Genomic DNA, 15,211 nt, shown 5'->3' on the forward strand with positions numbered 1-15,211 from the left:
CAGCCCTGCCCAAAGGGAGAACCCTGCCATGGGAGACGCCCGAACCACCAGAAGACTGGCCGTGCTCGGCCTGGCCGCCGTGTCGGCCGCCGCGCTGGCCTTCTCGAACGCCGGAGTGGCGGCCGCCGACGCCGACGTGCTCGGCGCGGAGCGCGCCGACGCCGTCCCCGGCTCCTACATCGTGGCCCTCAACGACGCGATGTCGGCGAGGTCGGCGTCCGCGTCGACCGCGTCCTCGCTGGTCGACAAGTACGGCGGCCAGGTCCGCGTGGCCTGGCAGCACGCGCTCAACGGCTTCCACGCCACCATGTCCGCGGCACAGGCCAGGCGCCTGGCCGCCGACCCGCGGGTCGCGTTCGTGCAGGCCGACCTGCCGATCTCGATCGGTGCCGTCCAGCAGAACCCGCCGTCCTGGGGCCTGGACCGCATCGACCAGCGCAGCCTGCCGCTGGACAGCGCCTACAACTACTCGACGACCGCGAGCAACGTGCGGGCGTACATCATCGACACCGGCATCCGGACCACGCACTCGGACTTCGGCGGCCGGGCCACCTGGGGCACCAACACCGTCGACAGCAACAACACCGACTGCAACGGCCACGGCACGCACGTCGCCGGCACGGTCGGCGGCACGGCCCACGGTGTCGCCAAGGGCGTGCAGCTGATCGCGGTCAAGGTGCTCAACTGCGCCGGTTCCGGCACCACGGCGGGCGTGGTGAACGGCGTCAACTGGGTCACCCAGAACGCCGTCAAGCCCGCGGTCGCGAACATGTCGCTGGGCGGCGGCGTCGACACCGCCCTCGACACGGCGGTGCGCAACTCCATCGCCGCGGGCATCACCTACGCGGTGGCGTCGGGCAACTCCAACGCCAACGCGTGCAACTACTCCCCGGCCCGGGTCGCCGAGGCGCTGAGCGTGAACGCGTCCACCAACACCGACGCGCGCGCCTCGTTCTCGAACTACGGCACCTGCACCGACCTGTTCGCGCCCGGCCAGAACATCACCTCGGCCTGGCACACCAACAACACGTCCACCAACACGATCAGCGGCACGTCGATGGCGGCGCCGCACGTCGCGGGCGCCGCCGCGCTGTACCTGGCGGACAACCCGGCCGCGACCCCGCCGACGGTGAACGCGGCGATCGTCGCCGCCGCCACCGCCGACAAGATCACCAGCCCGGGCACCGGTTCGCCGAACAAGCTGCTGTTCACCGGCACGGCGACCCCCGGCGGCCCGGCCGTGACCAACCCGGGCAACCGGTCGACCGTCGTCGGCACGGCGGTCAGCCTGCAGCTGTCCGCGACCGGCGGCACCGCGCCGTACGCGTTCTCCGCCACCGGTCTCCCGGCCGGCCTGTCGATCAGCTCCTCGGGCCTGATCAGCGGCACGCCGACGACCGTGGGCACGTACTCGGTGACGGCGACCGTGACCGATTCGGCGTCGCGCACCGGCAGCACCACGTTCTCGTGGGCGATCACGTCCACCGGCGGCGGCTGCGCCCCGGTCACCAACGGCACCGACGTGACGATCGGCGACAACTCCGACGTCAGCAGCCCGATCTCGCTGACCTGCGCCGCCAACGCCTCGGCCACCACCACCGTGCAGGTCACCATCGTGCACACCTACATCGGTGACCTGATCGTGGACCTGGTCGCGCCGGACGGCTCGGTCTACAACCTGCACAACCGCAGCGGTGGCGGCACCGACAACATCAACCGCTCGTACACCGTGAACGCCTCCTCCGAGGCCGCCGCGGGCACCTGGAAGCTGCGCGTCCGCGACGTGGCGTACTTCGACACCGGGTACCTCAACAGCTGGACGCTCGACGTCTGAGCCTGACCAGCGGTGGGGCCGCCTCCCGACCGGGTGGCGGCCCCGCTCCCCGAGGTCAGACGTCCACGCCCAGCAGCGAGTCGACCGCCGCCCGGAACAGGGTCGGGCCGGTGTGGTCCGAGCCGCCGGTCGACAGGGCCTCGGCCGCCCACGCGTCCAGCGCGGCCAGCGCCCGGGGCGTGTCGAGGTCGTCGCTGAGGTGGTCGCGCAGCCGGGCCACGGTGGCGACCGCGCTCGGCCCCGTCGGCAGGGCCGCCGCCAGCCGCCACTTCGCGAGCCTGGCCTCGGCCTCGGCCAGCAGTTGCGCGCTCCACGGCCGGTCGGTGCGGTAGTGGCCGGCGAACAACGCCAGCCGCACCGCGTTCGGGTCGACCTTCTCCGCCCGCAGCTTGGACACGAACACCAGGTTGCCGCGCGACTTGGACATCTTCTCGCCGTCCAGCCCGATCATGCCCGCGTGCACGTAGTGCCGGGCGAACGGGTGCTGGCCGGTCACCGCCTCGGCGTGCGCGGCGGAGAACTCGTGGTGCGGGAAGATCAGGTCCGAACCGCCGCCCTGCACGTCGAACGACGTGCCGAGCCGGTTCAGCGCGATGGCGCTGCACTCGATGTGCCAGCCTGGCCTGCCCTCACCCAGCTCCGACGGCCACGACGGCTCACCCGGTCGGGCGGCCCGCCACAGCAGCGCGTCCAGCGGGTGGCGCTTGCCCGGCCGGTCCGGGTCGCCGCCCCGTTCGGCGAAGTACCTGCCCATCGTCTCCAGGTCGTAGTTCGACTCGTAGCCGAACCGCCCGGTCGCCGCGTGGTCGAAGTACACGTCCGGGTACTGAGGGTCGTCGACCCGGTACGCGTAGCCACCGGCCAGCAGCTTCGCGATGACCTCGACCACCTCGGGGATCGCGTCGACCGCGCCCACGTAGTCACGCGGCGGCAGCACGCGCAGCGCCACCATGTCCTCGCGGAACAGTGCGGTCTCCCGCATGCCGAGGACCACCCAGTCGTCCTGGTCGCGCTCGGCCCGCTCCAGCAGCGGGTCGTCGATGTCGGTCACGTTCTGCACGTAGTGCACGTCGTGGCCGTTGTCCAGCCACACCCGGTGGACCAGGTCGAATGCCAGGTAGGTGGCCGCGTGACCCAGGTGCGTCGCGTCGTAGGGGGTGATGCCGCAGACGTACAGCCTGGCGGTGGCGCCGGGAGCGGTCGGGCGCACCTCGCCGGCGGCGGTGTCGAACAGCCGCAACGGACGCGGCTCCCCCGCTACCCGCGGGACAGGAGTGGATGACCAGGTCTGCATGTCAACGACCCTAACTCGCGTGCCGGACCAGGGACGAAACGTCCGCCCCGCGGGAATACGGGCGTACGCTCGGCAGGAGACGTGGGAGATGGTCGCGATGATCCTCGACATCGTCATCGGCGCACTGGGCGTGCTCGCGGTCGGGCTCGCGAGCAGCGCCCGCATCGTCAGGCAGTACGAGCAGGGCCTGGTGTTCCGCTTCGGGCGGGTGCGGCCCCAGCTGCGCGGGCCGGGGCTGACCATGGTCGTGCCCGGCGTCGACCGGCTGCGGAAGGTGAACCTGCAGATCGTCACCCAGCCGATCCCGGCGCAGGACGGCATCACCCGCGACAACGTGACCGTGCGCGTGGACGCCGTCGTCTACTTCAAGGTGATCGACCCGGTGCGGGCCGTGGTCACGGTCGAGGACTACCGGTTCGCCATGCTCCAGGTCGCGCAGACGTCGTTGCGCTCGATCATCGGCAAGAGCGAGCTCGACGACCTGCTGTCCAACCGGGAACGCCTCAACCAGGGCCTGGAGCTGATGATCGACAACCCGGCGGTGTCCTGGGGCATCGAGATCGACCGGGTCGAGATCAAGGACGTGGCGCTGCCGGAGAGCATGAAGCGGTCCATGTCGCGGCAGGCGGAGGCCGAGCGGGAGCGGCGGGCGCGCGTCATCACCGCCGACGGCGAGTTGCAGGCGTCGAAGAAGCTGTCCGAGGCCGCCGCCGCGATGGCCGCCACGCCCGCCGCGCTGCAGCTCAGGCTGCTGCAGACCATCGTGGAGGTGGCGGCGGAGAAGAACTCGACGCTGGTGCTGCCGTTCCCGGTCGAACTGCTGCGCTTCCTCGAACGGGCTACCGGCTCGATAGAACAGCAGGTCAGCGTGCCCAGGCAGGGCTGAGCGTTTGCCGGGTGCCCCGGGCCGGGGGACGATGTGGTCTGGCTCACGTCGTCGGGACGAGGGAGGCGGCATGACCGCGCTCAAGCCGGAACCCGTGATCACCCACCCGGGTGCGGCCCGACGACGGGCCAAGGGCGCCGTGCTGCTGGGGCTGCTCCGCACGACCGACCCGAAGCAGATCGGGCTGCTCTACCTCGGCACGTCGTTCGTGTTCTTCATGGTCGGCGGCGTGATGGCGCTGCTCATCCGCGGCGAGCTGGCCCGGCCGGGAATGCAGTTCCTGTCCAACGAGCAGTACAACCAGCTGTTCACCATGCACGGCACGATCATGCTGCTGCTGTACGCGACGCCGATCCTGTTCGGGTTCGCCAACTACGTCCTGCCGCTGCAGATCGGGGCGCCGGACGTGGCGTTCCCCCGGCTCAACGCGCTCTCGTACTGGCTGTTCCTGTTCGGCGGGCTGACCGTGATGGCCGGGTTCCTCACCCCGGGCGGCGCGGCGGACTTCGGCTGGACCGCGTACACGCCGTTGAGCAGCGCGGTGCACGCGCCGGGCGTCGGCCCCGACCTGTGGATCATGGGCCTGGCGGTGTCCGGCCTGGGCACGATCCTCGGCGGGGTCAACATGGTGACCACGGTGTGCTGCCTGCGCGCGCCCGGCATGACCCTGTTCCGGATGCCGATCTTCACCTGGAACATCTTCGTCACCAGCCTGCTGATCCTGATCGCGTTCCCGATCCTCACCGCCGCGCTGATGGGGCTGGCCGCCGACCGGCACCTCGGCGCGCACGTGTTCGACCCGGCCAACGGCGGCGTGATCCTGTGGCAGCACCTGTTCTGGTTCTTCGGCCACCCCGAGGTCTACATCGTGGCGCTGCCGTTCTTCGGCATCGTGAGCGAGATCTTCCCGGTGTTCAGCCGCAAACCGCTGTTCGGCTACAAGGGGCTGGTGTTCGCCACGTTCGCCATCGCCGCGCTGTCGGTGGCGGTGTGGGCGCACCACATGTTCGCCACCGGCGCGGTGCTGCTGCCGTTCTTCTCGCTGATGACGTTCCTCATCGCGGTGCCGACCGGCATCAAGTTCTTCAACTGGATCGGCACCATGTGGAAGGGCCAGATCACCATGGAGACGCCGATGCTGTTCAGCATCGGGTTCCTCATCACGTTCCTGCTCGGCGGGCTGACCGGCATCATCCTGGCCTCGCCGCCGCTGGACTTCCACGTCACCGACACGTACTTCGTGGTGGCGCACTTCCACTACGTGCTGTTCGGCACGATCGTGTTCGCCACGTACGCAGGGCTGTACTTCTGGTTCCCCAAGATGACCGGGCGGATGCTGAACGAGCCGCTGGGCAAGCTGCACTTCTGGACCACGTTCCTCGGGTTCCACCTGACGTTCCTGATCCAGCACTGGCTGGGCAACATCGGCATGCCGCGCCGGTACGCCGACTACCTGGAGTCGGACGGGTTCACCCTGATGAACACCATCTCCACGATCGGGGCGTTCCTGCTGGGCGCGTCCGTGCTGCCGTTCGTGTGGAACGTGCTGCGCAGCTACCGGTTCGGCGACCCGGCCGAACGCGACGACCCGTGGGGCTTCGGCAACTCGCTCGAATGGGCGACAAGCTCACCGCCGCCGCGGCACAACTTCACCGAACTGCCCCGGATCCGGTCCGAACGGCCCGCGTTCGAGCTGCACTACCCGCACATGGTCGAGCGGATGCGCGACGAGTCGCACTTCTCCCTGAGGCCGGGCAAGCACCGGGCCGAACCGGACACGCTCACGGAGAAGGCCCTGGCCCCGACCGAACGGGAGCACGAGACCAAGGACGAGATCAAGGAAGACCGGCGGGACTGAGGCCGGCGCCGGGAGGTCGGCGCCAGGCCACCGCGCGGCTCGGCACCGGTCAGCGGCGCTTGCGCGACCTCAGGTAGTCGCTGACCACGGCCGCGCCCAAGCCGTCCTCGTCCGGTGCGACGACCCGGCCGCCGGACCGCCGGGCCACCGCGTCCACGAACCTGGCCAGCCTCGGGTCGTCGCCCAGCCGGAACACCGTGATCGACGCGCCGAGCCTGGCCAGGGCGTCGACCTCCACCAGGGTCTTGCCGATGGTCCGCTCCAGCGGCGGGTAGTGGAACTCGGCGTCGCCGGTCGCCTCCAGGTGCGCGGTCGGCTCGCCGTCGGTCACCACCAGCACGACCGGCTGCGCGTCGGGGTGCTTGCGCACGTGCCTCCCGGCGAGCAGCAGCGCGTGGTGCAGGTTCGTGCCCTGCTCCCACACCCCTTCCAGCGCGGTGAGCTGCCCGATGTCGACGGTCTCGGCGTGCCGGCCGAACGTGATCAGCTCCAGCGCGTCGGTGCGGAACCGGGTGCGCACCAAGTGGTGCAACGCCAGCGCGGTGCGCTTCATCGGCACCCAGCGGCCGTCCTGCACCATCGACCAGGACGTGTCCACGCACAGCGCGACCGCCGCCCGTGACCGCTGCGCGGTCTCGCTGACCTCGACGTCGACCACGTCGAGCCGGACGGGCCCGCCCGCCGACCGCAGCACCGCGTTGGTGACCGTGCGCGGCACGTGCCACGGCTCGGTGTCACCGAACTGCCACGGCCGCGTGGACCCGATCAGCTCACCGGCCGCACCGGCGGACGAGTTGTCCCGCTGACCCTGTTCGCGCGCCCTGTCGAGCACGCCGCGCAAAGCCGCCTCGCCCAACCGCCGCAACGCCTTCGGCGTCAACCGCAGCGTGCCGTCCGGTCCGCGTTCCAGCAGGTTCTGCGACCGCAGCTCGCGTTCCAGCTCGGCCAGGCGCCGCGCGTCCACGCCCGCCTCCGGGCCGAGCTGCCGGACCAGCGCCTCCAGGTCGATGTCCTCCAGCCGGGCACCGGGGTATGCCTGCGACAACTGCTCGGCCAGCGCGTCCATCTCGGCGAGGTCCGCCATCGCCTGCGCGCCCTCGCCCAGCCCCAGCGGGTTGTTGCCGCGGAACCGCGCCGAACCGGTCCAGTCCTCGCCCGGCCGCAGCCCTTGCAGCAGGGCGTCCAACCGGGACAGCTGCGCGCCGACGCCCGAGTTGCCGAAGGCCTGCTGGGACAACGCGGACAGCTGTTCGCGCTGCTCGTCGGACATCGAGTTCATCATGCGCTGGGCGGCGGCGGACCGGGCGGCCAGCGCGTCGACCAGCTCGTCCACCGACTTCGGGTTCTCCGGGAAGAACTCGCCGTGCTCCCGCATGAACCGCTCGAACCGCTCGCCCGTGTCCTCGCCGGCGGCGTGCGCGGCGAGCAGGTCGTTGAGGTCGTCGAGCATGTTCTGGATGCGCCGCACGTCCTCGGGCCGGACGTTCTCCATGGCCTGCTTCATGCCCTGGAACCGCTGGTCCATCAGCTCGCGGCCGAGCAGGGTGCGGATCTGCTCGTAGGACTCGCGGGCCCGCGGCGAGCGCCAGTCGTACTCGGCCAGCTCGCTCACGGCCGCCGCGGTCGACTGCGGCAACGCGTCCAGCTGGGCCTCGCGGAACCGGGCCTCGTCGTCCGGGTCGGGGAACAGCGCGGCCCGTTCGGCGGCCAACGCCTCCGCCAGCAGCCGCTGGATCTCCTGCAGCGTGCCGTCCAGCCGGTGGCGCCGGGTGAGGGCGGCGCGCTTCTGCCACAGCCGTGCGGTCAGGTCGTCCAGGCCTCGGGTGCCCGGCAGGCCTCGGCGCAGCAACTCGCGCAGCGCCGAGGCCGGTGAGGCGCCCTCCATGACTTCGCGGCCGAGTTCGTCCATGGCCGCGCGCAGGTCGGTCGGCGGGGCGAGCGGGTCGGGCCCGTCGACGTACCGGCCGTAGCGGTAGCTGCTCATCCGTACACCGTTCGGTCGTCGTCGCCGCTGCTCTTGGAGAGCTGACGGGTGAGGTAGAGCGATTCCAGCGCCAGCTCGACGGCCGACGCGATGCGTCCCGCCGGGTCCTTGGGTCCGGCGCCGACCCGTTGTGCCACGTCGTGCAGCACGGGCAGTTCCGGCAGGGCGGCGAGCAGGTCGCCGGGGTGCACGCGTTCACCGGTGGCGACCGGGTGGCCGTCGGACACCAGCTCGGCCAACGGGCGCAGGTCGACCCCGGCGAACGTGGACCGCGCCGTGTCCGCGACGGCCCGGCGCAGCAGGTGGACCAGCACCTCCTGCTCGCGGCCCTCCTCACCGGCCTCGAACTCCAGCTTGCCGCGCAGCACCTCGGGCACCGACTCCAGGTCGACCGGGCGGGCGATGGGCGGGTTCTCGCCGATCAGCGCGCTGCGGCGCAGGGCGCTCGCGGCCACCGTCTCCGCCGCCGCGACCGCGAACCTGGCCGAGACGCCGGAGCGCTGGTCGATCGAGGACGACTCGCGCAGGTGCCGCACGAACCGGGCGATGACCTCCAGCAGGTGGTCGCCGACCTCGGCGACCAGCTGGGCCTCCTGGCGGACCAGGTCGACCTCGGCGGAAATCTCCAGCGGGTAGTGGGTGCGGATCTCGGCGCCGAAGCGGTCCTTGAGCGGGGTGATGATCCGGCCGCGGTTGGTGTAGTCCTCGGGGTTGGCGGTGGCGACGAGGAGGACGTCCAGCGGGAGCCGCAGCGTGTAGCCGCGGATCTGGATGTCGCGTTCCTCCATCACGTTCAGCAGGGCGACCTGGATGCGTTCGGCGAGGTCGGGCAGTTCGTTGACGGCGATGACGCCGCGGTGGGAGCGGGGCAGCAGGCCGTAGTGGATGGTCTCCGGGTCGCCGAGGCTGCGGCCCTGGGCGACCTTGACCGGGTCGACGTCGCCGACCAGGTCGCCGACGCTCGTGTCCGGCGTGGCGAGCTTCTCGGCGAACCGCTCGTCGCGGTGCTTCCAGCTGACGGGGAGGTCGTCGCCCAGTTCCTCCGCGCGGCGCTTCGACTCGGGCGTGATGGGGTCGAGCGGGTCCTCGTTCAGCTCGGCGCCGTCGATCACCGGGGTCCACTCGTCCAGCAGGCCGACGATGGTGCGCAGGAGCCGCGTCTTGCCCTGCCCGCGTTCACCGAGGAGCACCACGTCGTGGCCCGCGAGGAGGGCGCGCTCCAGCTGCGGCAGGACGGTGCGGTCGAAGCCGACGATGCCGGGCCACGGGTCGCGGCCGTCGCGGAGGGCGGCGAGGAGGTTCTCCCGGATCTCGGCCTTGACCCCGCGCGGCACGTAACCGGCCGCGCGGAGGGCGCCTGCGGTGGTGGGAAGGTCAGAGGTCACCCCACCGAAGTTACGCACTGACGGGCCGTCGGTCGACGTGGAGCCACTCCACCTCGCGCTGTGCCGCCGGAACGGACTCGAACGGCCGGAATTGTCGGACCCCTCTGGGAGAATGAAGACAAGGGATCCCCTGGGCGGGGACTCCTGCGAAGGCATGCCCTTGCGTTGAACGCGGCGCGGTCGGGGCGGCGCGGTCGGAGCGGCGCGGTCGGAGCGGCGCGGGGGTCAGCGGGACAGGGTTAGGAGTTCGGTGAGGGCGGCCTCGTTGTCCAGGTGGGCGATGGCGATCATCGGGGCGAGGGCTCGGCACCACTCGTGCAGGCGGTCGGGGTTCAGGCCGGCGGCCTGGGCGGTGGTGGTGGCGCGGGTGGTGATGCCTTCGTGGCCGGCGGCGGCCAGGGCGTAGTCCACGACGTCGAAGCACGGGTCGCCCACGCACGGCCGGGGGTCGATCGCCACCAGGCCCCGGTGTGGGCCGCCGTCGAGGACGTTGCCCAAGTGCAGGTCGCCGTGCAGCAGCACGTGGGGTTGGGTGTCGAGCAGTGCGCGGCAGCGGTTCAGGGCTTTGGTCCACGTCCGGTCGGTGATGTGGGCGGCGATCGCCGGTTCGGTCAGGCGGCGGCCGATCCGGGCGAAGGCCTCCTCGCAGCGGGCGCGCAGGTCCTGCCACGGACCGCCCGCGTCCGGCACGGTGTGCAGTGCCGTCGCCAGGTCGGCCCACTCCTGCGGTGACGGCGGGGTGGGCAGCTCGTCCGCCGGCGTGCCGGGGCGGACGGCCTCCATCAGCAGCACGCCGTCCGCCTCGGCCAGCACGGCGGGCACGCGGCCGGACGGGGCGAAGGACCGCAGCACGGAGGCCTGCTCGGCCAGGAAAGCGGGGTCCGGGCTCAGCTTCAGGACCACCGGCTCCCCCATCCGGTCACCCGCCACCACGACGGACGAGGCACCCGGCGGCATCACGTCGCCCAAGGTGAGACCCCAGCGCGCGGCGGCCTGTGCCGCCTGCTCGGGCACCCGGGCGCACCACTCGGCCACGGAAGGGCCGAACCGCCGGGTCAACCGGGCGGTGATCTCCTCGATGTCCACCCGTGCCACGTTAAGGACGAGCACAAACGAATAAACGCCCGTGGGCGGCGCCCGGGAAGGACGCCGCCCACGAGTGTGCAGAGCTATTCAGTTGTCGTGCCAGTCAGCCGTTGGTCACAGCGCCGGGTAGGCGTTGGCCATGAGCTCCTGGAACTGGGCCGAGAACCAGTGGCCCGACACCGGGGCGCCCGCCAGGGCACCCGAGGGGTTGTTGCCGTTGCGCACGTTGCCGCCGTAGGTCGGGTCGCACATGCGGTCGAAGCCCTTGCCCTCGTTGTTCGGGATCTCGGTGCTCGAACCGTCGGACTCACCCGGCGGCTTGATCCAGACGTAGGCGTCGATGTTCGGCTTCGGCGCGGCCTGCGGCCGCTCGCCCAGACCGGCACCGGCCTGGTTGCACCAGTTGCCCTTCTGGTAGCGGCGGTCGATGCGCGACTGGTTCACGTAGTCGTCCGCGTTGGTCGCGGTCGACTTGCCGGTGGGCCGGTTCGGGCCACCCCAGCCGTTGCGCGAGGTGTCGATCAGCATGCCGATGCCGCTGTCGAAGCCCTGCTTGACGAGTTCGGCACGCATCGCCGTGGCGAAGCCGAGCTCACCGTTGAAGTCGTTCCAGTCGACCCACTTGGCCTGCTCCTTCACCGGGCGGCCGCCGACGACGTCGTCGACCGTCCAGTACGGCTCCTCCAGCGCGGAGTAGTTCGCGGTGTTGGTGATGAAGCCGTGGATCTTGTCCTTGGTGGCGCCGTTCTTGCCGAGCAGGGACGCGAACATCTTCGCCGAGGCGTAGAAGTTGTCGTACTCGGGAACGGTGTCGCCCCAACCGATCCAGCCGTGGTGGCCGGAGTCGATGTAGTTGTAGACGTTCGAGATCGCGCCCAGCTTGCCGATGGCGTACGAGACACCCTCGACGTAGTTGCCGTTCGCCTTCATGATGTCGCAGTTCGGCGTGGCCGTCGCACGAGGCGTCACGTTCGTGACCAGGTTCGGCAGCGAGTCGATCTCGATGACCGCGACGATCCGCAGCTTGGAGTACTTCGGGTCGCCGACGATGCTCGTGATCTTGTCGATGTACTCGGTCTTGTAGCGGTCGATCTCGTCGGCCTTCAGCTCACCGTTCGAGGCCAGCGCGGCGCAGTCGCGGCCGGGCAGGTTGTAAACGACGAACTGGAAGACCAACTGGCCATCCGCACGCGCCGCGCGCTGCTTCTCGGCCTCGTCGAGGTGGTCGGCCAGACCCATGCTGCCGGTCGTCGGCGAGTCGTTGCCCTCGATCGCGCTGGTCCGGTCCATCCACACACCGGTCGGCTGGTTCGCGATCCGCGAGCCACCCGGCTCGGCGGCGGCGCGAGCCGACCACTGCGGGTTCACGTAAACGCCGGCACCCACGTACGGGTTGTCCACCCGCGGACCACCGGGGTTGTTGCTCGTGGTGGTGGTCGTCGTGGTGCTGGTGGACGTCGAGGTGCTGGTCGACGTGGTCGTGCTGGTCGTGGTCGTGGTGCTGATGTTGCCCGTGCACACCGTCCCGTTGAGGCGGAACGTCGTGGGCGCCGGGTTGGACCCGTTCCACGAACCGTTGAAGCCGGGCGTGACCGACGCGCCGGTGCCGAGGTTCGCGCTCCAGGAGGGGTTGCGGACCGTCACGCGGCTCCCGGACTGGGAGAACGTGCCGTTCCAACCCTGCTGGACCGTCTGACCGGCGGCGAAGTCCCACTCCAACGTCCAACCGCCGGAAATGGCGTCACCCAGGTTGGTGACCGTGACGTTGGCGCCGAATCCGCCTTGCCACTGGCTACTGATCTGGTACGAAACCCGACAACCGGCGGCGGCGTTGGCGGTGGCCGTCGAAGCCACCACCCCGGCGACGGACAGGGCCGCCACCGAGGTCACCGCCAATGCCCCGGTCAGTTTCCGGGAACGTACGAACGTGCGCAGACTCATGCATCGCCTCCTTGCGAGCAACCCGCCATCTGGGAGCGCTCCCAGCGATTTCGCCGAATCGGGATTCGACGCGAGACCGAAACAGCTTCCTGGGAGCGCTCCCAGACGTACCGTAACGCACGACACCTCGTGTTGACGAGGGGTTGACCTGAACATAATCCGTGGCTATACCCGAGCGCGTACCCTGCCCCAGGGCCACTGACCTGCGCTTACCGTACTTCAGCCGCCGATGGGATTGCTACGTCAGCTTCAGCCCGAATCGATTCGGAGCGCGAACGGCCGCTGGCCGGATCACCTGTTCGGCCGATTGCCGACGCGGTTCGGGAGTAAGTTCCGCGGCGAATATTCGACCCGGTCTCGCACCAACGGAGAACAAGGCATTTCGAAGATCACCGAATAGCTGTCGAATATTCGACGGCGGCTACCGCCTAATGGCGGCCGGCGCCCTGATCCGAAAGGACCCGGACGGCTTCGTCCACGGCCGCCAGCCGAGCCCGGCGGACGGCCTCGGACAACGGCCGCAGCGCCTCGTCCCGGGCCCTCGTCGCGGTCGCCGACACGGCTCCGCCCGGCGCGTCGGACGCCGCCACGGTGAGGATCGCGGCGACTTCGGCGGCACGCTGGAGCACCCGCAGCGAGCGGGACGGCATCCCGGCGGGCCACTCCACCGCCGAGTGCTCCGCGGACAGCGCGGCGATCTCGGCCCGCACGTTGGGCCGGTGCCGCGCCACGTCCAGCGTCACGAGAGCGGTGGCCGCCTCCCGCATCGCCGACGACAAGCCGTGCTCGGCCTCGCCGATCGGCACGTGCTCGCCGGCGGGCGCGGTCGGCAGGTCGAACACGGTCCACCGCAGGACGCCGTCGGCCACCAGCTTCGGCACCAGCCCCACGCCCACCTCGGGCAGCACGGCGGCCTCGCCCGCGCGCAACGCCGACTTGCCGAGCGGCCCGTTCGCGCCCAGCCCGCGCACGTCACCGGGCACCGGGATGACCAGGCGGGCCGTGGTCGCGGACGCGCGGCGCAGCGACGCCAGCAGCAGCGCGGGGCCTACCGGGGCCTCGTCGGGGCCGGGCAGGTCGAGGGCCGTCGCGGTGCCGTCGTCATCGGCCACCACTTCGTGCAGCCCGGCCCAGAACCCCAAGGCGTCGAGGACGTCGTCGGCCGCGGCCGCACCATGCAGCCAGGCTGACGTCCAGACGACCAGCGTCGCACTCGCACAAGACACGCCTACCGAGGGTACGCGGGCCCCGGCGACAGCTCAGGACGCCGGGCCGACGTGTTCCACCAGCAGGGACCGGAACTTCCCGACCGCTTCGGCGTCGGCGAACGCGCGGTGCGGCACGGCGTAGACGGCGGTCGTGCCGGTCCGCAGCACGAAGCCGCGCGCCGTCTCCACCCAACCGGGCAGCTCTGCCCAGCTCAGCTCGCTGCGCGCGGCCTCGCCGACGGACATCCGCAGCGAGTGCGCGTCCGCCGTGCCGGTCACCGTCTTGGCCGCGAGGGGATGGTTGTGGAAGTTCACCGCGGTGCCCACCGGGACGAGTGCGATGATGATCACAGCGAGCACGAGCCCGAACACGCCCGCCCACGTCATGCCCATCACCAGCACGACGACGCCCAGCACGCCGAGCACCGCGGCGAACCACGGCGCCCACCGGTACAGCGGCACGGCGATGCGCAGCGCGTCACGCCAGTCGGCTGGGCGGGGCGACCAGCTGAAGTCCACGCTCATCGACCGGGCCGTTTCACGGGCTCGCAGCACCGGGTGGCGCAGAACGCGCCGTCGACCGTGCGGCCCAGCGCCGGGAAGTCCGACAGCTTGCGCACCGGCGCGTCCGCCACGTGCTCGGCGACGAGTTCCGCCACCAGCCGGGCGAACCTGGGGTCGTCGTTGGGCGTGGCCGCGCGGGCGAAGCCCATGCCCAGCTCCTCAGCGCGCTCACGGGCCTCGGTGTCGAGATCCCACACCACTTCCAGATGATCGCTGACGAACCCGATCGGGCACACCACCACGTTGCGCACACCCTTGTCGAAGAGGGTGTCGAGGTGGTCCACGATGTCCGGCTCCAGCCACGGCACCTGCGGCGGCCCGGACCGCGACTGCCACACCACGTCGTGCTCGGCCACCCCGACGGCCTCCGCCACCAGCCGGGACGCCTCCGCGACCTGCCGGGAGTAGAGGTGACCGCCGTCCTCGGGCGGCCCGGCGGCCTTGTCCGCCGACACCGGCACCGAGTGCGCGGTGAACACCACCCGGTAGTCGTCGCCGGGCAACGTGGCCGCGGCGGCGCGCACGGCGTCCGCGAACGACTCCACGAACAGCGGGTGGTCGAAGAACTGGCGCAGCTTCACCAGCTCGGGCGCGTCCTCCACGGCCGCGCGGGCGCGCAGGATGTCCTCGTCGTACTGCCGGCACGCCGAGTAGCCGCCGTAGGCGCTGGTCGGGAAGACGAGCGCGCGCTTAACGCCGTCCGCCTTCATCTCGGCCAGCGTGTCCTCGACCATCGGGTGCCAGTTGCGGTTGCCGAAGTAGATCGGCAGGTCGACCAGGCCGCGCACGGCCTCGATCGCGGCGCGGTTGAGCGCGTTGATCGGCGAGACGCCGCCGAAGTGCTGGTAGTGCTGCTCGACCTCGTCCAACCGTTCGGGTGGGACGCCCCGGCCACGGGTCACGTTCTCGAGGAAGGGGCGGACGTCGTCGGGTCCTTCCGGTCCGCCGAAGGACAGCCAGAGCAGCGCGTCGTAACTCACCCGGACATCCTCGCGCCGCCGCTCGACGGCCGCACAACCGGGTACGGGTGATCGGTAGCCGGGCCGGTGGCGCGTGACGTTGGGCGAGCGCGTGACGTTGGATGAGAGCGTGACGTTGGGCGAGAGCGACCGCCGATTCGCGTCGATTTGACATGGGGCCCCTTACCTTGATCTTTAACCTGTCGCCTTGG

General features: G+C 70.9%; 11 protein-coding genes. 3 read left to right on the forward strand and 8 right to left on the reverse strand.

Going from position 1 to position 15,211, the window contains the following annotated elements:
- Positions 1 to 28 precede the first annotated feature (28 nt).
- Complete coding sequence (locus A6A25_RS32700) at positions 29 to 1,834, forward strand: S8 family serine peptidase (protein WP_073896850.1); 1,806 nt, start codon at positions 29 to 31, stop codon at positions 1,832 to 1,834.
- Between the two features lie 55 nt (positions 1,835 to 1,889).
- Here the strand turns inward: A6A25_RS32700 and mshC are convergent, their stop codons facing one another.
- A complete protein-coding gene (gene mshC, locus A6A25_RS32705; protein WP_073896852.1) occupies positions 1,890 to 3,128 on the reverse strand; it encodes a cysteine--1-D-myo-inosityl 2-amino-2-deoxy-alpha-D-glucopyranoside ligase in 1,239 nt (412 codons plus the stop codon).
- 97 nt (positions 3,129 to 3,225) lie between these two features.
- On the opposite strand from mshC, the gene A6A25_RS32710 reads away from it, so the two are divergent.
- Together A6A25_RS32710 and ctaD are read left to right on the forward strand one after the other, a co-directional pair.
- Entirely contained in the window at positions 3,226 to 4,014 is a 789-nt protein-coding gene (locus tag A6A25_RS32710) for an SPFH domain-containing protein (RefSeq protein ID WP_073896871.1), read from the forward strand.
- A gap of 70 nt (positions 4,015 to 4,084) precedes the next feature.
- Positions 4,085 to 5,872 carry an aa3-type cytochrome oxidase subunit I gene (gene ctaD / locus A6A25_RS32715; protein WP_073896853.1) on the forward strand — a complete coding sequence of 596 codons (1,788 nt, stop codon included), beginning with the start codon at positions 4,085 to 4,087 and terminating at the stop codon, positions 5,870 to 5,872.
- 49 nt (positions 5,873 to 5,921) lie between these two features.
- Here ctaD and A6A25_RS32720 read toward each other — a convergent pair whose 3' ends face one another.
- The 7 genes from A6A25_RS32720 to A6A25_RS32750 form a co-directional block, all read right to left on the reverse strand.
- Positions 5,922 to 7,856, reverse strand: a complete 1,935-nt coding sequence (locus A6A25_RS32720) for a vWA domain-containing protein (protein WP_073896855.1) — start codon at positions 7,854 to 7,856, stop codon at positions 5,922 to 5,924.
- Positions 7,853 to 9,241: a sigma 54-interacting transcriptional regulator gene (locus tag A6A25_RS32725; RefSeq protein WP_073896857.1), complete on the reverse strand. Its 1,389-nt coding sequence runs from the start codon at positions 9,239 to 9,241 to the stop codon at positions 7,853 to 7,855. The genes A6A25_RS32720 and A6A25_RS32725 overlap by 4 nt, the downstream gene beginning before the upstream one ends.
- A gap of 225 nt (positions 9,242 to 9,466) precedes the next feature.
- A complete protein-coding gene (locus A6A25_RS32730) occupies positions 9,467 to 10,336 on the reverse strand; it encodes an aminoglycoside phosphotransferase family protein (RefSeq protein ID WP_198932940.1) in 870 nt (289 codons plus the stop codon).
- A gap of 105 nt (positions 10,337 to 10,441) precedes the next feature.
- Entirely contained in the window at positions 10,442 to 12,268 is a 1,827-nt protein-coding gene (locus A6A25_RS32735; RefSeq protein WP_073896859.1) for a glycoside hydrolase family 6 protein, read from the reverse strand.
- Between the two features lie 428 nt (positions 12,269 to 12,696).
- Positions 12,697 to 13,494, reverse strand: coding sequence for a hypothetical protein (locus tag A6A25_RS32740; protein WP_073896861.1), 798 nt, complete (start codon positions 13,492 to 13,494; stop codon positions 12,697 to 12,699).
- 33 nt (positions 13,495 to 13,527) lie between these two features.
- Positions 13,528 to 14,001, reverse strand: a complete 474-nt coding sequence (locus A6A25_RS32745; protein WP_143193558.1) for a YcxB family protein — start codon at positions 13,999 to 14,001, stop codon at positions 13,528 to 13,530.
- A complete protein-coding gene (locus tag A6A25_RS32750; RefSeq protein ID WP_073896864.1) occupies positions 13,998 to 15,020 on the reverse strand; it encodes a ferrochelatase in 1,023 nt (340 codons plus the stop codon). The genes A6A25_RS32745 and A6A25_RS32750 overlap by 4 nt, the downstream gene beginning before the upstream one ends.
- Between the last annotated feature and the right edge of the window lie 191 nt (positions 15,021 to 15,211).

Source organism: Saccharothrix sp. CB00851, from assembly GCF_001905065.1.
Taxonomy (GTDB): Bacteria; Actinomycetota; Actinomycetes; order Mycobacteriales; family Pseudonocardiaceae; genus Actinosynnema.

What these genes read in the sequence shown, in the direction of transcription:
- A6A25_RS32700 (WP_073896850.1), top strand. Translation starts at nt 29, where the DNA reads ATGGGAGACGCCCGAACCACCAGAAGACTGGCCGTGCTCGGCCTGGCC.
- mshC (WP_073896852.1), bottom strand. Translation starts at nt 3,128, where the DNA reads ATGCAGACCTGGTCATCCACTCCTGTCCCGCGGGTAGCGGGGGAGCCG.
- A6A25_RS32710 (WP_073896871.1), top strand. Translation starts at nt 3,226, where the DNA reads ATGATCCTCGACATCGTCATCGGCGCACTGGGCGTGCTCGCGGTCGGG.
- ctaD (WP_073896853.1), top strand. Translation starts at nt 4,085, where the DNA reads ATGACCGCGCTCAAGCCGGAACCCGTGATCACCCACCCGGGTGCGGCC.
- A6A25_RS32720 (WP_073896855.1), bottom strand. Translation starts at nt 7,856, where the DNA reads ATGAGCAGCTACCGCTACGGCCGGTACGTCGACGGGCCCGACCCGCTC.
- A6A25_RS32735 (WP_073896859.1), bottom strand. Translation starts at nt 12,268, where the DNA reads ATGAGTCTGCGCACGTTCGTACGTTCCCGGAAACTGACCGGGGCATTG.
- A6A25_RS32745 (WP_143193558.1), bottom strand. Translation starts at nt 14,001, where the DNA reads ATGAGCGTGGACTTCAGCTGGTCGCCCCGCCCAGCCGACTGGCGTGAC.